This window comes from Luteibacter sp. PvP120 (genome assembly GCF_054055715.1).
Map to the genome: position 1 here is coordinate 369069 of NZ_JBSRXP010000003.1, position 23748 is coordinate 392816.

The window sequence follows — 23748 nt, forward strand, 5'->3', positions numbered from 1 at the left end:
CGGTTGCGCTTACCCACCATTCGGAACGGGCATGAACTTACCGTCATCAAATCCGCCTTGTTCTGCCATGTCAAGATCGAAGTCAGCACCTATCCTTGCCATCGCTTGTAGCGCGCCCACCGAGAGATAAAGTCCGTTGCGATCGTCGTCAGAATTGTATTGATCTATCAGGCAGACTGAAATACTTCCTGCGAAGGGTCGCAATGCATCGTCTGGAACAAGGGCTAAGAGCGACATCACGTCGTCTGAAATCTTGTCGAATGAAGTAACAAAGTATCGAGACGTCCAGTATCTCGCAGACCCCTTATGAAACTCCGTGGCACGTGCCAGACGAGTCTTGACCTGTCCACCAAGCAAAGACGACACCTGCTCTGCAAAGGCGTCAAGCTCATGCCTGTCGCTGGCAATACGAAGACAGATTAAAAAGATGCTTTTCATCATCGCCACGTCGCGTAAGTAGGTATTGAAGGTCCTGGTTTACCGCACATCCCGTGTGCTTTTATCACGATTGATCCATCTTTACAGGCACAGATGTCAAATCTGGAATTGGGTTCTGCGTCGTGTTCAGTCTTGAATCTATGTGCATTGTCGATGCCGGCTCGCTCTAGCTGGAACTTGGTGGCCAATTGACAGTCGGGGCCTCCCGAGCATTCATTTTCAGCCGGTGGGTATGGTTGATCGCAGGCGCTCGTGGTGTTCGGCCAAAGCGCGCCAACAACCCCTAGTACACGACCACAAACTGCCCCAATCGCTCCCGGAGGAATGAATGGTTCGTTGGCTGGAGGCCCAAATCCCGGAACAGGACCGGTACCAGGGGTGCTCGGAAAGCGTGGTACAGGTGTTGGTGCTGGACTGGCTTGTAGTCCTGTTGGATCAGCGGACTGCAAAGGGGATGAGTGGACATAGCCGTAGGTAGACGGTCCATCTTCCAGCCCAACCGGATCGCTCTGGGTATACCGCCCCGTCGTCGCCTCATAGTCCCGGTTGACGTTGTAGGCCAACCCCGACTCTGAATCGAAGTACTGGCCGGGATAGCGCAGGTTGAGCACATAACCGCTGGTCGACACCGGCACCTTCTCGCCAAACGGGTTGCCGGCGTACGCCCACTGCCAAAGCACGGCGCCGCTGGCATCGGTGACGACGCGCGGGGAGCCTAGGCCGTCGGCATGGATGAAGTTGACCGTCACGGCCGTCCCATTGCGGTCCACCACCCCCACTGGCAGACCCTCCATCCAGATGTAATCCCGCGTGGTCGTCCCGGTGCTCTCACCGAGCAGCTGACTGTCCTCGTCGTAGTCAAATCGCGTGGAAACCCCGCCAGCCACCTTTTGGACGCGTTGACACAGTGCATTGAGGACATAGTTGCCAACCGTCGTGCCACCGTTTTGGACCACGGTCAGGCGGTTGCGCTGGTTGTAGCCAAAGCCATAGGTGCCCGACGCGAGCACGTTCGCCGTGGTGTTGCCGCGCGCGTCGACCTGGCGGGTCGTCGTCCCCACACCAATCAACTGATGCGTACCGGTCTTGTATGTGTAGCCGCCGGTCAGCATGCCGGGCGCAACTTTCGACAACCGGTCGCCCGTCTTGTTGTACGTGTACGCCTCGACCGCCGTGCTATCCGCAGCATTGACGTCGGTCAGACGATAAAGCGCGTCGTAGCCATAGATCTCCGCTGGCGTTGCCACCCCTGCCGTATCACCCAAGGCGATGACATTGCCCATGGCGTCTCGCTTGAGGTGCAGGGAAAAGGCGGGACTTGCGATATCGGTGAGCTGACCCGTGGCGTCAAAGGTGCGGGTGACCGTCTGGCTGTTGCCGAGCTTGTAGCTTGCCACCAACCCAAACGGCTGGTAGGTGACGTTGCTGGCAACCGTTGTCGCGGTGCCACCGGATGGCGTAGCCGTGACCGAGCTGATGCGGCCCGCCCCATCGCGGCCGTAGGCAACGACAGTGCCGTTGGCGGTGGTCAGGGACTTGAGCCGGTTGCCGAGTGTCCAGGTGTAAACCGTGGTCCGGGTGTCGGTGCCGACGGTCTGCTGTTTCTTGACCACGTTGCCGCGCCGGTCGTAGCAGTACACCAGCCCGCCGTTGCCTTCGATGACCCGGGTCAGGTGACCCTTGCCAAAATTGCCCGTGCAACCGGTGACGGAGTCGGTTTCGTCGAACTTGTAGGAAATGTTGAGCGTGGTGTCGGCATAGGTGCGGGCTGTCAGCCGCCCAAGCGCGTCGAAGGTCGAGGCCGCCGACACATTGGCCGCGTCGACCGAGCTGACCGGGTTGCCACTGATGTCGAACGTCTGCGCAGTCGTACCCGTATCCGGGCTGTGCACGCCCTTGGCATTGCCCAGGGCATCGAAGTCATAGGTGGTATTAAGTCCATCCGGGTCACTGAACCCGGTCAACCGGTCGAGGGCGTCGTAACTCGACACGGACTGGCTGTTGGAGGTCGCGGTGTTCGTGCCCTGATAGTCCCGCAGCGTACTGACGAGACGGTTGAGCCCGTCGTAGACCTGCTTTTGCTGGACGGACAGACCGTCCTGGGTGTGAACAAGGTTGCCATTGGCGTCATAGCTGTCGGTAAAGCCCGCGTTGAACACCGTCCGGTTCAGACCATCGGTCAAGGCGGTCAGCTGGCCGAGGGTGTTAAACGTCCGGCCAAGGGAGCGAACGATGGTGCCAGCCGGGTCAAAGACCTGCTCGGCCGTGCGGTTGCCGGCATTGTCCAGGGTGTAGTGAACGCGTGCGCCAACGCCATCCGTGACATCGGTCAGACGGTGTGCGGCGTCATAGGTGTAGGTGGTCACCACACCATCCGCGTCCGTGACCGAATGAACCGTGCCGGTCGAGTCGTAAGCAATGGTGGTGGTGGAGTCGAGGGATGAAGTTGCACCAGACGCGTTGGCGCGAAGGGTCTTGGTCGCCAGCCACCCACGGGCGGTGTAGGTAAAGTCCGTCAGGACCCCATTCGGGTCCTTCATGCGGGTCACCCGCCCTGCCTTGTCATACGATACATACGTGGTGACAAGGCCTGTCCCGCCCGTCGTCGACTTGAGGTCACCGAGGTGATGGCAGGAACCACCCACTGTGGCGCAGCCCGACTCGTCCGTGGTCGGGTACCAGGCATAGGACACGGTGTCGGTGACGTCCGTGCGCGGGCCGTCGGTTTTCAGCAGCAGGCCGACCAAGGGACAGGACGTGGTGTTGACGGCCGTACAAAAGGTCATCACCGTTCGGCGGACACCAGCCGGCGCAGTGCTGCTCGGGGAACAGGTATAAGACGGCGCAGCCGCCTGGTCGATGAGGCATTGGGCGGTGGGTTGTCCCGCCGTGTTGTACGCCCAACCTTCCTTGCTGACCACCTTGCCGGTGTTGTCCTTGACTGTGCGCACCAGGGGAAGGCGGAGGGTCGAGTCCCAGGTGGTGTCCGTGGTCCGTTGGTCCGACGAACCGTTGGCATCAACCTTCGACAATAACAAGCCGTTCGCATCGTAGGTGGTGGACGTCGTGCTGCCGTTGCCATCGACTTTGGAGGCAACGCGACCATTGGCGTCGTACGTGTAAGTCGTGGTCTGGGTCGTGCAGCCATCACAGGTGCGCGTGACCGTCATCGGCTTGCTGACACCGAACATGTAAGACACCGTGGTCGTTTCAGTCGCGCCAAGACCGTCGGTGACGACGTAACGGGTGGTGCCATGCCCGTTGCCAGAATCGGTGGAAATTGTCGTCAGATTGGTTCCTACAGCCCCAACATTGCTTGTGACCAAATAGTAGTAATAGCTGTAGGTTGTCGTATCTACACGGGCACCGGACTCATCAAGCTGTCCGGACAGGTCATTGACTTGTGCGTAGTTCGTCTGCCCGTCGTTTTCCCCGTAGATGTATTGGTGCGTGGCGTTGTCTGGGTAAGTGACCGTGACAAGGTTATTGCTGGCGTCATATGCGAACGTGTAGTTTCCGCCAGCCGTGTCCTGCACCCCTGCCACGTGGTTTCTGGCGTCCCAGGTGAAAACGATGCTCCTCCCCTGGGGGTCCGTGATGGAACTCAGATGTCCTTGCGAATCATAGGCAAGGGTTTGCGTCATTCCATCCTGACGAATGATGGCTGTGAGTGTACCGGTCGAATCATAGGTTTCGCGCGTCTTATCGCTACGCGTGTAGGTCCATCCCGTGATGTTCCCCGAAGCGTCGCGGGTCGACTCGAGTGTGTCGGCCACGTCCGGGTCGCCGGTCCACGACGTACCATTCTGGTCAAACCCATAGACCTTTCCGTCAGGACGAAGCACATAGGCAGACGTAAGGGTGGAATTGCTTTCGACAACCACCCGCATCTGATAGTTGTGCACCCGTCGTGCGCCAATGGAAAGCTGGTTACGGCTGAGAATAGGCGCGCTCTGACCACTGTTGTAGGTAATTTCCAACCGGACGGGAAACGTTCCCTGCCCGGAAAGCAGGGTCAGTGTTTCGAACTTGTTCCCAGTCGCGGGGTTGACCGGGTCACCAACTGCGCAAACCGGGCATTGGGGAGTACCCCGGCTTTTATCGGAATCCGGCGCTGCATCCGGGCAACGACCGCCCCAAGCTTCGGCGTTGTACGGTCCCGAGGATGAGCCAGGACACATCGCCCAACGGCGTGCGCGTGATGGATAGCTGTCATATTGGAAGAACGAGCAGTCGTAATTATGGTCGGCCTGTGTGGCTATGTAGTAATCACCGTCCTTGTAATAATCGTCGCCAGTAACCGCTTTTACGGAACTTAATACCCATGCGTTTGTGCCGTCTTGACACTTAGGTGCGTGGGCGTCCCACTCCACAGCGAACGCGTCATAAGGCGTCTGGTACCGAATCTCGTTCAACCCGCCGTTGTACCAATTGGGGACGTTGTAGAAAATGATGGGCGCGTGCCCAGCTTCCGCGATGCCCCAAAGGCACAGCAGGAGAAAGCCAACGCAAAGTCGGCCTAGACGTGCCCGCAGGCGTGTGGAGTGGTCCATGGTGTTCCCCTGAGGGGCCGTACCGCCCCGACGGGCGCGAGCGTAAATGAGGGTGGCCGGCCTGTCTGTAGGGGAAATCCTACGCAGCGCCATCGAACGCAGTCCTGCTCTAATAGCGATGTGTCTGGACCGGCCTCGCGCTACCTCCCCCGTCCCGCATTCATGTCCCTACCGCCGAGCCATCCCGCGCTCACCCACTGGCGCGGTGAAGTGCGGCCAGCACGGACGGATGATGGCCCGACAGCCAGCGGACGAGGGCTGTATCGTCCAGCAAGCTCCTTGCGATGCCGGCGAGGACGCCCCCCTCCAGCACCGCCAGACCCTCGGCACGGCCGTTGGCAGGCAGCCTTGTCGAGCGGCCGAGTGCCACCCGGTCAATGCCGTGGCGGGCGAGCATGGGCACGGCACGGCTGTCCGCGAGCAAGACAACAAAGGCATGGGTCATGGCGGCAAAGCGGGCTTCGGCATCGGGCAAGCCATCGAGCGGCTGTCCATCGCCATTGACGATGCGCAAGAGTTCGGCTGACGGTGATTCGACCTCGGCGTTAGCCAAGGCATCGTCACTGCGCCAAGCAGCGTCGTAACTTTTTGCGAGACGGAAGGCTTTCTGGCGGTGGCCAATGAGCGCGACCCTGGCTCTCCCTTTCCGCAGTTCCATCGCGCTTTTGCTGGGTTTATCCTCCCCTTTTTCCCACCTGGAGTTGGCAATGGCAAGGATTTTCCGATTGGCAGCGGTGGCACTGATGGTCACGACTGCACCGGCGTTTGCCACTTCACCGTCGAAAGCCCTGCCGTCGGCCCCGGCCGAGGTCGCTGCCGCAGCGCCCAAAGGCACCAAGTTGCTGTCCTTTGCCACCAGCGGTGACCAGCCCAATGCCGACGCAGTGGCCGTCTTCGAGACCACACCCGACAAAGACGATGTCCGACACCGGACACTGGTGATGTTCGGCAAGAAAGGCGGCAAGTTCGTCCCGGACTTTTCCAGTGACAAAATTATCGCCTGCTCAAAATGCAGCCAGTTCCACGATGACCCGTTCTACCCCGCGCACGTCAAGGTGTCCCCCGGGCACGTCCTCATCGAGCAGTTCGATGCTGGTGAGAAGTCATCCCAGACCCTGATGGACCTTGTCCGCAAAAGCGACGGTTGGCACGTGGCGAGCGCAACGCGGGAGACCTTCGTGGCCGGTGAGGGAGAGGGCCGGAACGAGAAGTTGAAGCTGCCCGCTTCAGGCCTGGCCAAGGACCTGGATGCAAAGTGGAGTGTGCCGGTGTTTCTCAACGCCATCCTTATCAACCACAGCAAAGGAAACAAGTTCTCCTTCGAGCATGGAAACGCCTCGACTGACGCCATGTGGAAGAGCGAGTCCGGGGACTGCAATCCCAAAGACTGCACCGTCCTGGTTCAAGCACAGGACGGCTGCATTTCCCTAGTGCGGGATGCATCCTCGCGCCCGTTCGGTGCAGCTACGCCCGACCCGAAAGACGAGGACGCTGCAACGGCCAAGGCGATGAGCGCTTGCAATGCCGCTGGCGGAAAGAGTTGCGAGAAGGTACGGACGGATTGTTCGACCGGTATTCGCTGAACAACCCTTGATGTCCGACCGGCCTATGAAACGGAGAGAATATGGACGTTATTTCGGATAAGAAAGTAAATCGCCTGGTCGCCAGCCATGGCGCCACCCGGATTTACGAGCTCGAAGACAAGACGTGGTTATCAGCCGAGCAAGGAACGGTGTCCTGGCGCAATAACAACCCCGGAAACCTGAAGCTCGAATTTGCTGGCAGTGAGGAAAACTCACACGCCCACCGTACCAAGGAGGAAGCGCTCGAGACAGCCAAACATGCCTACAAGGGTGTCGTGGACCTCGATCAGCACGGGAACGTCGTCTTCGAGAACTACGATGCCGGTCGTGCGGCGCAGATGGCCCATATCCTGAAAGCCCACCCCGGACACACCGTTGAGGAAATGATTCGGGGCTACTCGACACAGGATTACAGCGGACCGGTTCACTACGACGCACAGGCAAAGGACATCCACAAGGTCGCCGCCTCTGAAGGCCAGGACCTGCATGGCAAGAAGATTAAGGACATGACCGAGAAGGAGCTCGGGGCACTTGTCGATGGCATCTCCCATTTCGAAGGCTGGAAAGCTGGCTCCGTCACACCAACGCCCGTGATGACGGATGAACAGGTCGCTGCACTCAAGGCCTCCCATCCATCGGCCCACCGCGAATCACCCGCACACGCCCCCGGTCATGCCGCAGCATCCCATGCCCTCAGACAGGGCGGGCACGGCGCTGCCGTTGGTGCGCTCCAGACCGACCTTGCAGCCCTTGGCTTTACCGCAAACGACGGCAGCACGATTCACCCGGACAAGCACTTCGGTGCAAAGACCAAGGAAGCCGTCGAGGCCTTCCAGACGGCGCACCATCTAAACCCGGATGGCGTGGTCGGTTCGACGACCATGGCGGCCATTGCCGAGGCCAAGGCGCACGCCCAGGCAGCACCTCCCGTCCCGAGCCTTCTCGATGCCCGCCATCCCGCCAACGGGATGTATGAGCAGGCGCATGCCTGCGTCGCCGGCATTGACGAGAGCCAGGGTCGCGCGCCCGGTCCGCACACGCAGAACTTCGCCGGCCACCTCACAACCTCCGCCTTGGCGTCGGGCATGCAGCGCATCGACCATGTCGTCTTGAATGACGATGCAAGCAGGGCATGGGCTGTCCAGGGGCAGCTCAACTCTCCCTTCAAGCAACTGGCCGAAGTCAATGTGATGCAGGCCATCCAGACCCCGCTTTCGCAGAGTAGTCAGGAAGCGGCGATGCATTTGCAAAACAACGCGCAGCAACAGCTGCAGGCCCAGCAACAGCAGCAAAGCCAACAGCAGGACCAGGCGCAGCAGGCGGCCGGCCCATCTATTGTCAGGTGACCGGTCCGGCGGGGCCGGTGTTGCTGGCTCCGCCCTCCTTGGCAGCCTTCGAACATTTCAAAGGGGATGCTGTTCATGACCGGACTGAGGACGTGAAGCCGTGACCGCGTCACCTGAGACGGCGCTTGGCATGACTTGTCAGGCGACACTGGTTTCATCCTGCACTTCGGCTTATTCCTTGCCAGGTCCTGGCGGAGGAAGGGATGCCAGGCCTCGTGGGGTGAGGAACGCTTGCAAGACAGACACTTCGTCTTTGATCAGAAAGGGCCACGTCCCGGACAACATCCGGCTGTCCAGAACGTGCTTCAGACGGTGCGGAATCCTGAAGAGCGCCCGGATTTCTGGCCGATTTAAGTGAGCTAGGTCGCCCGTCTGATCACCATTCATGGTACCGGGCAGGCCGACGTCACTGACAAGTACGTCGATGGTCGCACCGCAAGGTTCGTCAGCCCGCACGGCCACGTAATTGTCCGATAGGCCAAGACAACCTCCACCTGCAAGACCCACGTTGTGATGTTGCTCGCCACCGATTCACCGACCATGGTCTAAACTGACATCCTCTCCTCTGGAAGCACTGTGATGCACAAGACCTTGCTGTTGGCGTTGTTGGCGGTTCCCGCAGCGGCGCATGCCGCTTCGGACGAGGACACGGCAATGTGCCGCAACGGCAGCTTCCCCATGAGCACGGCAGGGTTCTCGCTTGCCAAGGTCGCGGCACCGCGCCTGTTTTTCCTCAATGACGACGACGGCTGCCCAGCCAAGGGCGAGGCGGTATGCCGGCAACGCGGCTATGTGGTCAAGGACGACGTGGTCCTGCTGGCACAGCGCCAAGGCACCTATGTCTGCGCGTTCTACCCCAACAAGGTAGGCGGCAGCGCTGGCTGGGTGGCGACGTCCAACGTGCAACCGCTGCCGACAGCTGCAGACCCGAAGCCACAGGACTGGAATGGCCAATGGCATGACGGCGACAACCAACTGCAGCTGCTTGCCAATGGCGACGGCAGTGTGACCGTCAACGGCAACGCCTACTGGCCCAGCGCCGATCCGGACCCGCAGCAGACTCCCGGCGGCCCGCACCTCGGGGCTGTCACCGCACGCGGCTATCCGGAAGGCCAAAAGATGCAGGTCAAGGAGGACACCTGCCAGGTTCGCCTGCACCTGCTCGGCGCGCTGCTGGTGGTATCGGACAACCAGGAGTGTGGCGGCGCCAATGTCACGTTCAACGGCGTGTATCGGCGCGCGGCGACCAAGCGCTGAGGCGCATCCGCACGCCTCACAGCGTGATCGCCCCCTGCAGTCCGTCCAAGCCACCTCTGCACTCAGGTGGTCAAGCAAATACAGCTGTGGCTCGCAGGGGACTGCTGGCGTGCATGGGCGCAGTGCCTCGACATCAGAGATAGACGCTTTGCGCGACCAAATCGGCACCGGAGTCGGCCTCGTGATGCTCGCCGGGTCTTGGATCCTGATCGCACGGCTGCCTATTCCATTGCCTCGCTCGTCGCAGGCGTCGCGCTGCTCGACCTCGTGGTACAGGCCGTCCATGTCTCGAGCCAAATCACGCACCTGGCGCGCCACCCGGACATCGGCAGTCGGCTGATCGGCGGCTACATGGTGTTTTACTCCGCTGGCAACGGGCTTGGCGCGATTGGAGCCACAGCCTGTTTCGCCCGAGGCGGTTGGTTTGCCGCGACGCTGCTGGGCGGAAGCTTCGCCTCGGCCGCGCTGGTGGTCTGGCTCGTTGCGCTCTCGGCTCGCCGACGGCCGTGATTCGCCGCCCGGCTACGTCGCTCGCAGCAGCGGCCATCACCGAAGCGTCCGTCATGTTCGGCGATCGGCTGAGCCTCGAAACGTTACCCGAAAGCCTGGAGACGGATGGGCAGCGGCTTCACCTTCTCAACCTGGGCTGCACGTCGGTTAATGGATTCCTGCGCGGCCGCCTGACCGAAGAAACAGCGACTAAATTACCGTTGTTTTTTTGACATTGATCGCTGTGCTTAGCATAAGCTGGCAGCATGAGGCGGAGGGCGGACCTCACTCTGCCGTTTGAGCGATCTCGAGGCAAAAGTCGACGAATTTCTCCACCTTCAGTGGAGTGAATCGTCGCGATGGGCGAATGATGTAAAGCGGAAATGTCTCGCCTGGCCAATCAGGGAAAAGGTCAACGAGAAGGCCGCTTCGTAACTCATCACCAACGCTCAATGCCAGGACCTGTGCGATGCCGCTGCCGGCGACGCACGCGCCTACCAGAGTGCCGGCGTCAGACAAGGTGAGATTACCGGCGGTACTCACTGAAATCGTCTCTCCGGCCCGTTGAAACTCCCACTCGAACGGTCGGCCGTTCTGCGGATCCAGAAACTGGAGGCAATTGTGACCTGCCAAGTCCGTCGGGTGACTCGGCCGCCCATGAGCCGCGAGATAGTGCGGTGAGGCTACGGTCAACACCCGCGTCTCGAGCAGCCGCCGAGAGATCATGCTCGATGAAGGTTGGTCACCAAACCGTACAGCGACATCAAGCCCATCCGCATTGAGGTCTCCCGCATCCGAGTGCTGGCTGATATGCAGTTCGAGAGCGGGAAAGCGCTGAGCGAACTCTGGAAGCTTTGCGGTCAAAATTTGGCGTGAGAAGGCGACGGCCACACTCGCGCGCAGCAATCCAGCAACCTCTGCAGCGTCGCGAGACGCCGCAGTTGCCGCCTCTTCGATGGCGGCGAGGTGTGGCGCAGCCAATTCATACAGGCGGCTACCCTCTGCGGTTAAGCGCAATGCACGGGTCGACCGAGCAATGAGGCGTACCGCCATCCGGGTTTCAAGCCGCGAAATGGCCCGACTGACGCCCGAAGGGGAAAGCCCCAGAAGTGCGGCCGCCCGGGTAAAGCTGCCCTGCTCGACCACGGTAGCAAGAACGGTTACCCCCGAAAGCAGGCGTGCGTCGATGGACATGGGGGGCCTTTTGTGAAAAAACGCAAAGCAAGATTGACTGAAGTGCATCTAATCACAAATAGGCTGTGGCGCCTACAGTTGAACGCTCGGCTCGCCCCTGAAGCGGCATCCCATTGGCACCGGTGTCCCGATGTCATCAACCTCGTAGGAAAGCTCCAAATGTTTGCAATTACAGCAATTACCGGTCGCGTTGGCGGCGAACTGGCCAATACCTTGCTTGGCGAAGGGCACGACGTCCGCGCCATCGTGCGAAACGAGGACCGGGGTGCCCCATGGGCGGCAAAAGGGTGCGAAATTGCCGTAGCCAGCCTCGAAGACGCAGAGGATCTTACAAAGGCGCTGACCGGCGTCGAGGGCGCGTTCATCCTGTTTCCGCCGCTTTATGACACTGATCTGTCTTTCTCGGCGCTGCAACCGCGCATCGAAGCGGTTCGTCGGGCGCTTGTCCAAGCGCAGCCGCGGAAGGTGGTGGTCCTCTCAACGATCGGCGCCGACGCGAAACAGCCGAACCTGTTGAACGCATTGGGGAAGGTAGAAACCGCCCTCGCTGAGGTTGCCCTGCCGATCACGTACTTGCGTGCAGCGTGGTTCATCGAAAACGCCGAGTGGGATGTGGCGGCAGCCCGGGATGAGGGAATCCTGCATTCGTATCTGCAGCCCTTGGACCGTGCCATCCCCATGATTTCCACAGCAGACGTTGGCCGCACCGCAGCCGAGCTTCTCTTGGAAGATTGGAATGGACAGCGGGTAGTTGAACTTGAAGCGTCGTCCCGCGTGACACCCGTTCAGATGGCTAAGGCATTGAGCCACGCACTCGGACGAAGCGTAAGCGCCGTTGCCGTGCCGTGCGATCAGTGGGAATCCATCTTCCGTGAGCAAGGGATGCATAACCCCCTGCCCCGAATGCAAATGATTGACGGCTTCAACGAGGGCTGGATCGACTTCAAAGATCAAGGTGCACACGCTCGAAAAGGCGCGGTTAGCCTGGAGGAAGCCATTACCAAACTCGTCATCCAAAAAGGTTGAACGAGCCATACCCATTTGCATTCGCCGAGCCTCGCTGACCCATCTAGCGCACGGAATACCTGGCTGGTATCGGCGAGATCCTTCTCACGCTCATAGCCCGTTGAGCTTGCCCGGATTTGATGGACTTCCCCGTGATCGCTCGGACGTCGGAGCAGTCTGCCGGGCAAGTCGGACGCAACCCCGCGTGACTTAGCGCACATTTTGGGGTGCGATTTAATCGCATCACTGCCCGGGCACTGCGTCAACGACGACGCAAGGACCTCTTCGCGATGTCCTGCCCGCTCGGGCGATGTGGACCGGCGCCGTCAAAAAGCAGAACAGCGCGGACTCGAATCCATTCGATTCGTGGGACTCCGCGCTGGTCGAAATGGCACGATCTTGGTTTCGGCGAACTGATCGATCAGCGCGTGGCGCAAGAACGCGATCACCCGATCGCCCTGCCCGGCAAAAAGCAATTCGCATGCCGTCATTCCTCCAGCGGTGATCAGGGGCGTGCTCATGAACCATTGCCACGCAGCAGTCGGATCGGGCTCGATGAGGCTGGCAAGCGCAAGGATACGGCGACTGACCGCAGTCATCATGTCTCCTCCTGATGGTTAGAAGGATCGCCGAGCCGATTACTCAAGTGTCCTTCCTCCACCGTTGCACGGCGCGGCGCTCACGTTGCCGTGACGCTCAAGATCGGCGATGCGATTCGCTATACGGTCGGCCATCTGCACAACGACCTGCTGCCCGGCGTGAACCAAGCCGGGATAGGTATCGGTTGCGGCGGCCTCGAACTGCCCGCTGCACATGACCGAATCGCTGCGGCCGTCCCGAACGTATGTGAGCGCCCAGTCTGCCTGCAGCAGAACGCGTGACCCCAGCCAGGCCTCAAACCGCCGCAACTGAATGCTCACCCTGACGCCGGGCTTGCCGTCGGCGGCCGCCAGCCCGTGCAGGTCGGGCGCCCCGAGCCGGCTGGATATCTGCGCCGAAACCGCGCTTCGCACTTCCTCGCCAAGGGGACTCGCCCACTGCTCGCTGTCCAGCACATCCACCCGCGTTGCACTCTGGCGAACGACCATCGCTTGCTGGTCCAGATCCGAAGGCACGCCTACCGGGCCGACGTTCACCCAGAGGTTGCTTGCCGTGGGCGAGCGCGCCGGGGGAGCGCTTCCGAGCAAGGTGTAGTAACGGACCGGTGCGGAAGCGCACGCGCCGAGCATCAGCCCCAGCGCGCCGACGCAGGTCAGTCGTCCGATCCGAATCATGGCACCGTCCTCGAGATCTGCGATGGGTGGGTGTCGTCGGTCGGAGCGGCGACCGACGGCGCGGACGACTTCGGCAGCCCCCTCAATAGGGATTCCGGATGGCGCTTGAGCATGTCGAGGAACTCACGGATGGAGCGTGCTGCCCGCTGGACCTGCTCCAGGGTCTGACCGATGTTCTGCTGCAACGGCGCTTGCGGATCCACCAGCCCCTGGGCGGCGCCCAGGGCCGAACGAACCTGCTTCAGGCTTTGGGTCGCTTCAGGCAGCACCTGACCATGGAGCTGGCGAAGCACCTCATCAAGATCCTTCAAGCTCGCATCAACGTGTTGACCGATGGACTCCAAGGGTAGTTTGTCCAGCTTACCCACGATGGACGCGATCTGCTCCTGGATTTGGTCCAAGTCGCCGTTCACGGTGGGCAGTACGAGTGGCCGGGCGTCGACATCAAAGTTCGCCGGCGGTGACCGGGGCAGGAAGTCGAGCGAGATGTACAACTGGCCGGTCAGCAGATTGCCCGAGCGGGCTTGGGCGCGAAGGCCATGGGCCACCATCCCGGCCAGAAACTGCGCCGTGCGCCGCTCGGTATCTCCGGCGGACTTTGGAAGCTTCTCCAACACACTCCCCAATCGACTCGGGTAGACGTTGATGCCGACTGCGGTGACGAATTTCTGCTTGCCTGGCGCGTAGTCCAACCGGACCGAAGCCACTTCACCGATCGACTGGCCGAAGAACTCCACCGGCGCCCCCACCACCAGCCCCCGCAACGAATGCGCAAAGACCAACTGGAAGAACTGGGCGGGTCCATCGGTCGACGCCATGGCCTCCTTTTCGTCCTTTGCCAGGTCGTAGACGGCCCCGGACACCGCCCGAACCTCGGCGCCACCGTGCACCAACGTCGCGAAGGCGATGCCACCGGCCATCACGGTGGCGAGCGACTGCGTATTGAGCTTGAGGCCGTCCGCGCCCAATGACACGTCCACCCCGCTCGCGTTCCAGAACCTCGTCGCCGACGTGACGAATCGATCGTATGGCGCATTGATGAAGACCTGCAGGTCAACCTGCCGGCCGTCCTCAGCGAGCCGGTACGACGCAACCTGACCGACTTGGATCCGGCGAAAGTAGACGGGAGAACCGACGTCGATCGACCCAAGGTCCCTGGCCCGAAGGACGAAGCTGCGTCCTTGCGAGCCGTGCGTCACGGTAGGCGGCGTCTCCAGTCCGAGGAAGCGCTTACCCGAGGCATTAGCATTGCCCTTGTCCACAGCGATGTACGCCCCCGACAACAGCGTGTCGATACCAGAGACCCCGCCGAGGCCAATGCGCGGCCGAACCACCCAGAATCGGGAATCCACCCGGTCAAGGCTAGCCGCGCTCTGATCCAATTGCACGGTCGCCACGACACGAGAGCCATCTGGGCTCAAGTCAATAGCAGACACCATGCCGACCGTCACGTCCTTATACTTGACGGGCGTTTTTCCAGCCTCCAGGCCGGCCGCGGTCATGAAATCTATCGTGATCACCGGACCGGACGAAAGCCACGCGTGCATCAACATCGACAGGCCGATGACGGCGGCCACGGTCGGCACGAGCCAAACCAGCGACGGCAGGCGACGCCGAGTGGAAACGACGGGCGTTCCAGGCTCACTAGGAAAGGACGGGTTCATGAATCTTCCCCGCTCCAGTTAAGACGCGGATCGAATTGCATCGCGGACAGCATCGTCAAAATCACCACAGCACCAAAGAAGAGAATCCCCACGCGAGGCTCGACATCGCCCAACGCCCGGAACTTGACCAAAGCGGCGACCACCGCCACCACGAGCACGTCGAGCATCGACCAGTAGCCAACCACTTCGACCAACCGGTACAGGACAGCGCGCTCCCGACGCTTCCACGGCGTCTTGCGTTGCGCACTGACGAGAAGCAGACCCAAGGTCACGAACTTCGTGCACGGCACGACCACGCTGGCGATGAAAATGACCAAGGCAATACCGTATGAACCGCTACGCCAGAATTCAGCGACGCCCTGAAGGATGGTGCTTTCGCTACCATTGCCGAGCAGTTGCGTGTACATCACCGGCATGACGTTGGCCGGTATGTAGCAGATCAGTGCGGCCAGTAGGAGCGCCCAAGAGGCTCCGATGCGGTCCGCTCGCATGCCGTGCAGAGGTGCTCTGCATCTCCCACACCGTAGATCGCCGATGCCTGGGCGATCATTCACGCATGTCATGCCACAGATATGGCAACGCGTCAGCCCCATATGACTGGCTTGCGGAGGAAGCATCACGAAGGCACCGATTCCTCGCACTGCCGCGGGTCAAGCGTTTCCCACAACGCGCGCAGGTCACGCCCGGCGATGAGCGGGAGAAGCACCATGAGCGCTCCGATCGCCCATATGCCCTCGCCTGGACTCACGTGCGCCAAGCTCCAGAGCTTGATGATGGACACCAGGATGCCCACGACGCAGACTTCGATCATGCTCCACGGGCGCAGCAGGGCCAGCAAACGCATGATGCCGGCGCCCGCGGGCGCAGACCTGCCTGCCGTGGCATATGCGGACATCCATGCAAGCAACGCGATCTGCAGCCCGGGCACGATGATCACGCAAAGCGCTACAGGGACCGCGATGGGAGCGGCCTCACCCGACGCCATCGCTATCACGGCCTGCCACAAAGTGGCCCCGTTGACCATGCCCTGGAGGCTGATCTCGACCAGGGGATAGACATTAGCGATCACAAAGACGATGCCGGACGCGATCGAGAGCGCCAGGATCGTTTCAGGGCGCACGCGCGAATGCCGGTAAAGCGGAGCACCGCAAAGAGCGCAACGGGCGCGTTGGCCCCGAACGAGACGCGTGCGGTGGTAGACGCTATCGCAATGCTCGCAGATCACCAACGAAGGCAGCGTTTGGGCGGTCACACAGGCGAACTCCGAAGTGACGACAGAGCGGGACGTACCCGCCCATCGCCTAGCGACGGTGCAGCCAGTGCATTGCAAGTGTGCGATCGATTCCCGGCTCGCGCCATGACTCACTATCCCTCTTCTGCATTTCGATTGGCCAAAAGCCATATCGGCTAGCCTGCTGACCCGGTAAGGGCCACCAAACTGAAAGCCAGTAACTTAACTAGAGACATTTAACTAGATATTTTGCTCTAGTTATGGATTCTAGACAAACCGAAGCCGGTCTGCAACAGTTGCGCCTCCTGCCGTCGGCATTACTGGATGCTCGAGGGCAAGCGCTGAATTACGAGTGGCCAGTTTGATGACGAGAAAATTCCACGACGACCGGGCAAGCCGGGCTCCGCAGCAAGAGCGCGGACGCAAGCGACAGGAGGCGATCCTCGATGCGACCGCCGCGCTGATCGCAGAGGGAGGCGTGGACAGTGTGACCATGCAAGCGGTCGCTCAACGGGCCAGTTCATCAGTGGGTTCGATGTACCACTTTTTCAGGAACAGAGAGCAATTGCTCGACGAATTGGCGCAGCGTCACGCGGACGCCCTTGAAGACATTTTCAAGCAGTGCGATGGCATCAGCAAAGAGCGATGGCGATCGATGCCGGCGGAAGAAATGATCCAGGCGCTTTTCGGTCAGCCGCTTCACTACTTCGCTCGCCATCCCGACGCTCTGATCACCCTTCGATTTCATGATCAGGAAGGGCCTGATCGATTCCAATTGCTTCTCACAGACGTGATGGCAGCAAGGATCGGAAGCCTGAGGGGGAAAAAGGTTGCTGAAGTCCTCTATGCACTGGCCTCAGGCACCCTTCTCTTTGCAAAGGATCGCAAGCATCTCAATGCTCAATACATCCTCAAGACGATTCCATCCGCTCTTTTGGCTTACCTTGAGAGCATTGAGACGCAGACGTCAGGTTAACGGTCCATAGGACTGCTCGCGATGGCGAACCCAGAGTGACCGGACGAAATGGCGCCGAGCAATGCTGCCGGGAGCCGCGCGATTGATCTGGCAAATCCGATGCAAAAAGCGGTTAGATGTAGCCGATGCACACACTGCTCGGTCAGTATCGAGTGCCCCCCTAGGGATGACCGGCCAATAAGTCTTTGCTCAGGAATACACGCGCTGTGCCCTCAGGGTCGCATGGCACCTCTCCGAAGACGGTCCAGCCATGACGCACATAGAATGCCGGCGCTTGGAAGGTGATCGTGTAGAGCACAGCAGAACGGCAGCCGCGTCTGCGGCCCTCATCCTCTATAGCGCGGAGCATCTGGCTTCCGAGACCACTTCCTCGCAACTCGTTGGGTAGAAAAAAGAGATCAATAAAGAGCATCCCCAGCGAAGTCCTCCCGATCACACCGCCCTTCACTTCATTCGTCTCGGGATCAATAGCGAGCACGGCCACCGGCTCCCGGTCCGCGATACGCGTTACCGCCGTATTGAACTGATCCAAGGCCTCCGAGATCAGCTGAACAGCGTCGGCGCCTGGGGAATCAGTGAGGATGATGGCAACGTCAGATGGCATGACTTCGTGCTCCTAGGTGGCAGTAACAATGCCGCAGCTATTCTAATCGAGAGCCCGGAGGGTTGCGGCTTCTGCCATCAACACGACTGACAGCCATGGTAGGCCGACCGCTCAGGTACCGCGCCTGTTTTTTCTCAACGACGACGACGGTTGCCCAGCCAAGGGCGAGGCGGTATGCCGGCAACGCGGCTATGTGCTCAAGGACGACGTGGTCCTGCTGGCACAGCGCCAATCCGGACCCGCAGCAGACTCCCGGCGGCCCGCACCTCGGGGCTGTCACCGCACGCGGCTATCCGGAAGGCCAAAAGATACAGGTCAAGGAAGACACCTGCCAGGTTAGCCTGCACCTGCTCGGCGAACTGCTGGTGGTATCGGACAACCAGGAGTGCGGCGGCGCCAACGTCACGTTCAACGGCGTGTACCGTCGCGCGGCGACCAAGCGTTGAGGCTCAACATCCGTGCGCCTCGCAGTGTGTCGTCGACTGCACTCGGTCTCAGCCACCTCTGCACTCGGATGGTGAATACCTAACAAGGCGCCCCTTATGACACCACCCAGGCTCGAGCGCGTCGTTCCGAATGAAACCTGGCAATTGGTCATCGCGTTTGCTGGCGCCGAACACAGACTGTTCGACGTCGGTATGGCGCGCGAAAGCATGAACTGGCCGGCACTAGCCTATCCCAACAGACTCAAGAACCTGTCCTATACGGCGCATGCCGTCAGCTGGGCCGGGATCGGTGAGTTGTCTGCCAGCTACCTTTACCGCAACTCAACGCCTCTTGCGCAGGAAGGCCTGGATCGCCAGGTGCTTCGTTTGAGTTACAAGAACCAGGCACCCACGCCGACCCATCCGACGCATCACGTCTACTGCGTCTTCCTCTTTCCGTTCAGTGACACGCTATTCGATGTCGGCGAGTCAATTGGCGGCGGACACGGTGAGAGGGGTGGATCGAGGCGCATGAGAACCGATGAGCTCCTGATGTTGTCCGACTGGAGGCAGCACTTCCGCCTTGCGGGTTGTGATTGGGCAGTTCCGATTGTCGAGGCCCATGGCGACCAGCCGGCTGAGCTGTCCGATCTCCTGGTGCGGGAAATTTGCCGACGCGAAGGTGAGCTGCCAACCCCTGGCTGATACCTTCTATGGCCGCCATGTCCATAGCCATAAATGTCATCGAAGACAGCGATCGTCGCAGTGGCCTGGGTGACGCACGGCAAATGTGCCCGCGAAGCGCGCGCCTAGGCGGGTCGATGGAACTCGAGATCACCTTCGTGCCCGACGGCCGGCGGATGACTTTTGATCAGCCACTCGGCCACGGCAAGGTTGGGTAGCCAGCACAGCCACGCGATCGTCCGATATGCCATGACAAAGTCCAGGCCCAGAACAGCCGAGAGAGGCAGGTAGAGGCGTAGCGTAACCGCAGACAGGGCCAAGGCGAACGAACGAATCATCCATTGCCGATGCCCGGCCAACTGTCCTGTCAGCACCTTGCGCAAAGCGATCGCGGTTGTAGCCATCCAGGCGCTGCCTAGCGCGCCGAACCCCGCGCCGGCGACAGGCCCGGTGGATATCCCGGCAGCCAGGAACAAGGCGGAGACACCTCCGACCATGCAACCGGCGACGTAAACGCGTCCCGTCGCGCGGTGCCATCCTGGATGACGCAGGCGAAGACGGCGCATGAACTGGAACGGCCCGCAGAGCAGCGCCGTGGCGGCACCGGTCGCGTGCACGATCAGCCATGGATGCACATGCCGGTTGGCTGCGACCCCGGGTGGTACCGGGCCTCGATCGAACAGATAGCGATAGGATGCCAGAGCGACGGCGCCGCTCACTACGGCCAGGATCCCCCATGCGTACTTCGATCGCGTGGATGTCGCCAACGCGCTTGCCTGCGATCTATCCGCCAACATCATGAAGCTGTCTCCCGGGATGAACATGCGGCCCTCGGCCGTGCGCCAAGCCGTGGCGTGTCTGCCACGTCTTCCAGACGGAACAGTACCTTTGCTACGCGGCCAAACCCATGCTAGATGGTCGAAACATCTATCGCGATCGTCCAAACATGACCGACCCGCTTTCCGACATCCTCACGCTCGTTCAAATCAACTCGTACGGATTTCGCGGGTTGGACGCAGGGCGCGACTGGGGGCTTGATTTCCCGCCGGCAGAGGGCATTCGATGCTTCGCCATTGATGAGGGCACCTGCCAACTGGCCCTGCACGACGCCAGCCCCCCTCTTACCCTGGGCCCAGGCGATGTGGTTCTGGTGAAAGGGGGGTCCGCCATGCAGCTCTACGCAGGCGCTCCCATGATCTGGCAAGACGCCATCCCGGTCCTGACGAAGGTGCCACCTGGCCACGTCGCCGAACTGAATGGAGGCGGCTTCTGTCGAGGCATCGGCGGCTTCTTTTCTATACGCGGCCCACACGCCGCGGCCGTGCTTTCGGCGGTGCCAGCGGTGGTCCATATCGGCTCTCATGACCACAAGGCGGCGCTTCAGGCCAGCGTACGGCGTCTCGTCATCGAGCTGCGCGAACCTCGACCAGGAAGCGATCTGCTCGCTGGACACCTGGCGCAGGCGCTCTTGATCGAAGCCTTGCGCGCGCACCTCGAGGCGGGGCACACGCAGAAGGGGTGGCTGGCAGCACTCGGCGTGCCGCCGCTCGCCCGCGCCCTCACGGCGATGCACGGAAATATCTGCCACCGGTGGACGGTCGGAGAGCTGGCTTCCTCAGCGCGCATGTCGCGCTCCAGCTTTGCCGCCCATTTCGAACGAGTGACCGGCGAGACGCCCATGGACTATCTGACCCGGTGGCGCATGACACTGGCGTCGCATCGTCTGGTGACGTCCACCCTGTCCGTTGGGGCTATCGGCATGTCTGTCGGCTACGCGTCCGAAAGTGCATTCGCGGTTGCGTTCAAACGGACTTACGATGCTTCGCCCAGCCAATACCGCGCGCGATCGGCAGCCGCCAAGCCATGACCTTGTCGACGTTACGAGGCGTCCGCGGCTGTGACGACTGAAGCGATGCGATCCCGATAACCACACATGGCGCGATCGCGCGACGCGATCAAAGCGCTCGCTATATAGCCCTTATCGATCACTACAGATAGGGAGCTTGCTCGATGGCCCTCCTGCCCTTCCCGCGCATCGACGGCTTCGGCTCCGTGCACGGCGTTCCCACGCTTCCCCATGGTTTCGGCGATGTCTTCGAGAGCTACCGCATCCCCACCGGCGAGGTCGAACTCCACGCCGTTGTGGGTAGCGAGGGTCCGCCGCTGTTGCTTCTGGGCGGCTGGCTGCAGAACTGGTACCTATGGCGCGATGTGATGCTGCCGCTGGCCAGGAGTTTCACGCTGGTCGTCCCCGATCCCCGCGGCCTCGGCATCTGCGACAAGCCCGATCGGGGCTACGACAAGGGAACGATCGGTCGCGACCTCTTCGGCTTGATGACAGCACTGGGGTGGGAACGGTTCGCCATGGTCGGGCATGACTGCGGCATGTGGGTCGGCTACGCCATGGCCGCGGACCAACCCGAACGAATCGCGCGCATCGCGTTGGGGGAGGCCATCATACCTGGCGTTGCCGTCTCGCCGCCGCTCATCCCCGACGAGCGCCCGCTCAACGATTTTCTATGGCACAACAACTTCTGTCGCGTGCGCGCCGTGACGGAAGAGCTCGTGGTGGGGCGCGAGGACATCTTCTTCGACTTCGATCAAGGCGTTTTTGACGGGCGCCGATTGCCATTCGCCGATGCTGATCTGGACAGGCATCGCGGTGCCTTTTGTAGTCGTTATTAGTCACCCGGGCTGCCACGTCACGCAGCACGCCATCCAGGCCATTGAAGACGATGAAGCGCTGCGAGCCATGATCAAGGACCAGTCCGTATGTGGCACCGGCTGATCGCAGTGTCAAACTCTCGGTATTTGTGCCTGGAACATGGCCCACCCCATCGCGCCCTCGCCTTGGCCGGCTCACGTGATGCGTGGCCGGAGGTGAGGAACTATCGCCTCGGGATCAACTTGGCGTCCCAAGGCAGCCGTGGCTTGACACCTGCAATATGCGATCATCCACACGCATAATCGGCAAACCTCTTCCATCGGCGAGCTGCCACGATCCAATTATTACCTGAACTCGTGGCATCCTTGATCGAATCAGTGAGGCGGACATGGACCACGGCAGACAGACCTAGGGGATGGGTGTGAAGGGAAGCGCAAACGAACCACCCGATGAGCCTCGGACGTTTTGGTTGAAGGGTGGCCAACATCTCGCCATCGCCGCGGCCTACGCGGCCGTATATGAGGTCGTCCGCCACGTCACGTTCCCGCACTGGTCACCCACCACCGGCTTGCGGCTGGCCTGCCTGTTCCTGCTCCCCCTTCGCTACTGGCCGGCGCTCGCACTGGGAGAGGCCTTGCCCACCATCGAGAACGCGTGGCTTGCTGCCGACGACCTCGGCATTCCGTGGGCCGTATCGGCTTCGGTGCCGATGATCGTGCCGTTCATGGCCGTCATGAAGCCGTTCCGCCTACGCTGGCGCCTTTACGACGACCGACGCCAGTTGCGGATGCCGCTGCTGTTGGGCGCGACTCTGGCGTGTGCACTGATCAGCGCCACCCTCTCCTGCACGACGTTGGCGACCACGATGCTCCGGACCCCGGATGCCTGGCCGCACCTGTCGCTCACGAACATGTTCTGGGCTTACACCCTGGGCCATTTTCTGGGTGGGCTCACGCTGACCCCGATCATCCTGGCGCTGAACGAACGCGCACGGCAACTCCCCCGTGTCACCTGGGCGACGATCTGGCAGAGCCCCTTGCTGCGGGATGTGCTGCTGTGGGTTCCGGTGCTGGCGGCCCTCGTCATCCTGGCCATCACCACCGGCGACGACACGGTGCTGCAGGTCGCTCGGTTCGGGCTCATCTGGCCGGCCGTCGCCCTGGCGTGGCGCCACGGCTGGCACGGGACGGCCTTTGGCGGCTTCGCAGCCAGCGTAGCCCTGGCCATGACAGGCACGGCCTTCGTGGATCCGGTCATGCTGCGCGCCCAGGTCATCCTGGCACTGGTGCTGTCCGGCTTGTTGACCATCGGTGCCAAGGTGTCGCGGCCACTACCGACCGCGAACCTCGTCAAGCACTGAAGGCAAGGCGCCGCAACGAACGCCCTACGCGCTTCACTGTCCCTTATTGCTGCAGTTCTCCGGATGCGCCTGGCATTCGGACGGCGTCAGCATAAGCTGCATCGTGCCGTCCGGCTGCGGCGCCGCGTGAATCGTCATGCCATCGTCCTTGTAAACGGTTACGCCCGACGCAGCCGATAGTGGCGCTGCTGCGACGCTCCACCGGCTGGCGTCGGTGCCGATCGGCAACTCCAGCGTCTGACCGGCGATGTAGGCCACCGCACCTCGCACCGTGCCGTTGCCGTCATTGATCTGGACGTAGCGTACCCCTTGCTTATCGAACCGATACGCATGAAAACTAGGGCTGACGCTGACGTCGGGCGCATTCGGCCAAGCTTGGCCTAGCCCCGTAACAGGAGGCGGCGTTGTAGCGGCGGCAGCGCCCGCCATAAGGGTAGAAACGAAGGTCACCAGGGCATGTCGATGGAACAAGCGCATACGAACTCCTTTGCGGTGCGGTTGGGGAGAAGAAAACGCATCCGGGCGATGTGCTCGGTGCATGGGGACGGGAGGCCCACTTTCAGCAAGGAAGCCGCATGAAAGACGCCGATGCCTCCCCGTTGGCAGAAGTGCTCCACGAAGCGGACGCTCTCCGCCAGGCCGTGGTAGACCGTGACCTTGCAGAAGCTCGGCACCGGGCACGGATGATCGAAACGTTGGCCGCTATCTACGATCTGGATGCCGTTCGGAGCGCGGCCCATCGGTTGGAGGTGGATCTGGGTGGCCGGAGCTCGGAACAGCAACTCAAAAGCGCGTTGGAAACGTTGTCCCTGGCGCTGGATCAAGCGCTTGAGTGATGTGCGACTCTCGAGGCGGAGTCTTTGTATGCAACCCCTTGATCGAGGCACCGATCACCATGCTTGGGCGACAAACCGGTCGCGAGATTGCACCGATGGCTGAGGGCAGTGATCGCCAAGGAAATGATGGGTTTCATAGGGGTTTGCGTCGACGAAGGCGGGGA

Annotated in this window: 24 protein-coding genes and 1 pseudogene; 13 read left to right on the plus strand and 12 right to left on the minus strand. The window is 61.3% G+C overall.

Features of this window, described 5'->3' with window-relative positions; genetic code table 11:
- Nucleotides 1-9 precede the first annotated feature (9 nt).
- The 3 genes from ACVKN3_RS08895 to ACVKN3_RS08905 all read right to left on the minus strand — a co-directional run bounded on the left by ACVKN3_RS08895 (nt 10) and on the right by ACVKN3_RS08905 (nt 5742).
- Nucleotides 10-438 carry a hypothetical protein gene (locus ACVKN3_RS08895; protein ID WP_456991580.1) on the minus strand — a complete coding sequence of 143 codons (429 nt, stop codon included), beginning with the start codon at nt 436-438 and terminating at the stop codon, nt 10-12.
- Entirely contained in the window at nt 438-4991 is a 4554-nt protein-coding gene (locus ACVKN3_RS08900; protein WP_354514206.1) for an RHS repeat-associated core domain-containing protein, read from the minus strand. The genes ACVKN3_RS08895 and ACVKN3_RS08900 overlap by 1 nt, the downstream gene beginning before the upstream one ends.
- Nucleotides 4992-5181: 190 nt before the next feature.
- Nucleotides 5182-5742: a hypothetical protein gene (locus tag ACVKN3_RS08905; RefSeq protein ID WP_354514204.1), complete on the minus strand. Its 561-nt coding sequence runs from the start codon at nt 5740-5742 to the stop codon at nt 5182-5184.
- On the opposite strand from ACVKN3_RS08905, the gene ACVKN3_RS08910 reads away from it, so the two are divergent.
- The 5 genes from ACVKN3_RS08910 to ACVKN3_RS08930 all read left to right on the plus strand — a co-directional run bounded on the left by ACVKN3_RS08910 (nt 5735) and on the right by ACVKN3_RS08930 (nt 9899).
- Nucleotides 5735-6574: a DUF4189 domain-containing protein gene (locus ACVKN3_RS08910; RefSeq protein ID WP_354514202.1), complete on the plus strand. Its 840-nt coding sequence runs from the start codon at nt 5735-5737 to the stop codon at nt 6572-6574. The two genes, ACVKN3_RS08905 and ACVKN3_RS08910, sit on opposite strands and share 8 nt — an antisense overlap.
- Nucleotides 6575-6615: 41 nt before the next feature.
- On the plus strand, nt 6616-7920 hold the full coding sequence (locus ACVKN3_RS08915; RefSeq protein ID WP_354514200.1) for a peptidoglycan-binding domain-containing protein: 1305 nt from the start codon (nt 6616-6618) through the stop codon (nt 7918-7920).
- Between the two features lie 579 nt (nt 7921-8499).
- Entirely contained in the window at nt 8500-9177 is a 678-nt protein-coding gene (locus ACVKN3_RS08920; protein WP_354514198.1) for a hypothetical protein, read from the plus strand.
- A 198-nt stretch (nt 9178-9375) separates the two neighbouring features.
- Entirely contained in the window at nt 9376-9687 is a 312-nt protein-coding gene (locus ACVKN3_RS08925) for an MFS transporter (RefSeq protein WP_354514196.1), read from the plus strand.
- Nucleotides 9684-9899: a hypothetical protein gene (locus tag ACVKN3_RS08930; protein ID WP_354514194.1), complete on the plus strand. Its 216-nt coding sequence runs from the start codon at nt 9684-9686 to the stop codon at nt 9897-9899. Before ACVKN3_RS08925 ends, ACVKN3_RS08930 begins: the two co-directional genes overlap by 4 nt.
- A gap of 52 nt (nt 9900-9951) precedes the next feature.
- Here the strand turns inward: ACVKN3_RS08930 and ACVKN3_RS08935 are convergent, their stop codons facing one another.
- Nucleotides 9952-10860, minus strand: coding sequence for a LysR family transcriptional regulator (locus tag ACVKN3_RS08935; protein ID WP_354514192.1), 909 nt, complete (start codon nt 10858-10860; stop codon nt 9952-9954).
- A 159-nt stretch (nt 10861-11019) separates the two neighbouring features.
- Here ACVKN3_RS08935 and ACVKN3_RS08940 point away from each other — a divergent pair, with 159 nt between their 5' ends.
- Nucleotides 11020-11886 carry an NmrA family NAD(P)-binding protein gene (locus ACVKN3_RS08940; protein ID WP_354514190.1) on the plus strand — a complete coding sequence of 289 codons (867 nt, stop codon included), beginning with the start codon at nt 11020-11022 and terminating at the stop codon, nt 11884-11886.
- A gap of 305 nt (nt 11887-12191) precedes the next feature.
- On the opposite strand, the gene ACVKN3_RS08945 is transcribed toward ACVKN3_RS08940, so the two are convergent.
- Genes ACVKN3_RS08945 through ACVKN3_RS08965 form a run of 5 tightly spaced genes read right to left on the minus strand, consistent with a single transcriptional unit; the run spans nt 12192 to nt 15923 of the window.
- Nucleotides 12192-12467, minus strand: coding sequence for a hypothetical protein (locus tag ACVKN3_RS08945; RefSeq protein ID WP_354514188.1), 276 nt, complete (start codon nt 12465-12467; stop codon nt 12192-12194).
- A 36-nt stretch (nt 12468-12503) separates the two neighbouring features.
- Entirely contained in the window at nt 12504-13139 is a 636-nt protein-coding gene (locus tag ACVKN3_RS08950) for a PqiC family protein (protein WP_354514186.1), read from the minus strand.
- The gene (locus ACVKN3_RS08955; protein ID WP_354514184.1) at nt 13136-14803 is read right to left on the minus strand and encodes a PqiB family protein; all 1668 of its coding nucleotides are present in this window, start codon (nt 14801-14803) and stop codon (nt 13136-13138) included. Before ACVKN3_RS08955 ends, ACVKN3_RS08950 begins: the two co-directional genes overlap by 4 nt.
- Nucleotides 14800-15420, minus strand: coding sequence for a paraquat-inducible protein A (locus ACVKN3_RS08960; protein ID WP_456991627.1), 621 nt, complete (start codon nt 15418-15420; stop codon nt 14800-14802). Before ACVKN3_RS08960 ends, ACVKN3_RS08955 begins: the two co-directional genes overlap by 4 nt.
- Nucleotides 15420-15923, minus strand: coding sequence for a paraquat-inducible protein A (locus ACVKN3_RS08965; protein WP_354514180.1), 504 nt, complete (start codon nt 15921-15923; stop codon nt 15420-15422). Before ACVKN3_RS08965 ends, ACVKN3_RS08960 begins: the two co-directional genes overlap by 1 nt.
- 475 nt (nt 15924-16398) lie before the next feature.
- Between ACVKN3_RS08965 and ACVKN3_RS08970 the strand changes: the two genes are divergently transcribed.
- On the plus strand, nt 16399-17010 hold the full coding sequence (locus tag ACVKN3_RS08970; protein WP_354514178.1) for a TetR/AcrR family transcriptional regulator: 612 nt from the start codon (nt 16399-16401) through the stop codon (nt 17008-17010).
- A 160-nt stretch (nt 17011-17170) separates the two neighbouring features.
- Here the strand turns inward: ACVKN3_RS08970 and ACVKN3_RS08975 are convergent, their stop codons facing one another.
- Nucleotides 17171-17614 carry a GNAT family N-acetyltransferase gene (locus ACVKN3_RS08975; protein ID WP_354514176.1) on the minus strand — a complete coding sequence of 148 codons (444 nt, stop codon included), beginning with the start codon at nt 17612-17614 and terminating at the stop codon, nt 17171-17173.
- A gap of 115 nt (nt 17615-17729) precedes the next feature.
- On the opposite strand from ACVKN3_RS08975, the pseudogene ACVKN3_RS08980 reads away from it, so the two are divergent.
- Together ACVKN3_RS08980 and ACVKN3_RS08985 are read left to right on the plus strand one after the other, a co-directional pair.
- A pseudogene (locus ACVKN3_RS08980) lies at nt 17730-18060 on the plus strand (hypothetical protein); the annotation flags it as partial.
- 96 nt (nt 18061-18156) lie between these two features.
- The gene (locus ACVKN3_RS08985; RefSeq protein ID WP_285402383.1) at nt 18157-18744 is read left to right on the plus strand and encodes a hypothetical protein; all 588 of its coding nucleotides are present in this window, start codon (nt 18157-18159) and stop codon (nt 18742-18744) included.
- Nucleotides 18745-18848: 104 nt separating this feature from the next.
- On the opposite strand, the gene ACVKN3_RS08990 is transcribed toward ACVKN3_RS08985, so the two are convergent.
- A complete protein-coding gene (locus ACVKN3_RS08990; protein WP_285402385.1) occupies nt 18849-19547 on the minus strand; it encodes a DUF2306 domain-containing protein in 699 nt (232 codons plus the stop codon).
- Between the two features lie 122 nt (nt 19548-19669).
- Here ACVKN3_RS08990 and ACVKN3_RS08995 point away from each other — a divergent pair, with 122 nt between their 5' ends.
- From ACVKN3_RS08995 to ACVKN3_RS09005, 3 genes are all read left to right on the plus strand, one after another.
- The gene (locus tag ACVKN3_RS08995; protein ID WP_036144633.1) at nt 19670-20590 is read left to right on the plus strand and encodes an AraC family transcriptional regulator; all 921 of its coding nucleotides are present in this window, start codon (nt 19670-19672) and stop codon (nt 20588-20590) included.
- A 143-nt stretch (nt 20591-20733) separates the two neighbouring features.
- A complete protein-coding gene (locus ACVKN3_RS09000; RefSeq protein ID WP_354514173.1) occupies nt 20734-21408 on the plus strand; it encodes an alpha/beta fold hydrolase in 675 nt (224 codons plus the stop codon).
- A gap of 401 nt (nt 21409-21809) precedes the next feature.
- Complete coding sequence (locus tag ACVKN3_RS09005; RefSeq protein WP_354514171.1) at nt 21810-22748, plus strand: MASE1 domain-containing protein; 939 nt, start codon at nt 21810-21812, stop codon at nt 22746-22748.
- A 33-nt stretch (nt 22749-22781) separates the two neighbouring features.
- Here ACVKN3_RS09005 and ACVKN3_RS09010 read toward each other — a convergent pair whose 3' ends face one another.
- A complete protein-coding gene (locus ACVKN3_RS09010) occupies nt 22782-23225 on the minus strand; it encodes a hypothetical protein (RefSeq protein WP_354514169.1) in 444 nt (147 codons plus the stop codon).
- A gap of 98 nt (nt 23226-23323) precedes the next feature.
- On the opposite strand from ACVKN3_RS09010, the gene ACVKN3_RS09015 reads away from it, so the two are divergent.
- Entirely contained in the window at nt 23324-23584 is a 261-nt protein-coding gene (locus ACVKN3_RS09015) for a hypothetical protein (RefSeq protein WP_285402418.1), read from the plus strand.
- Nucleotides 23585-23748: the final 164 nt, after the last annotated feature.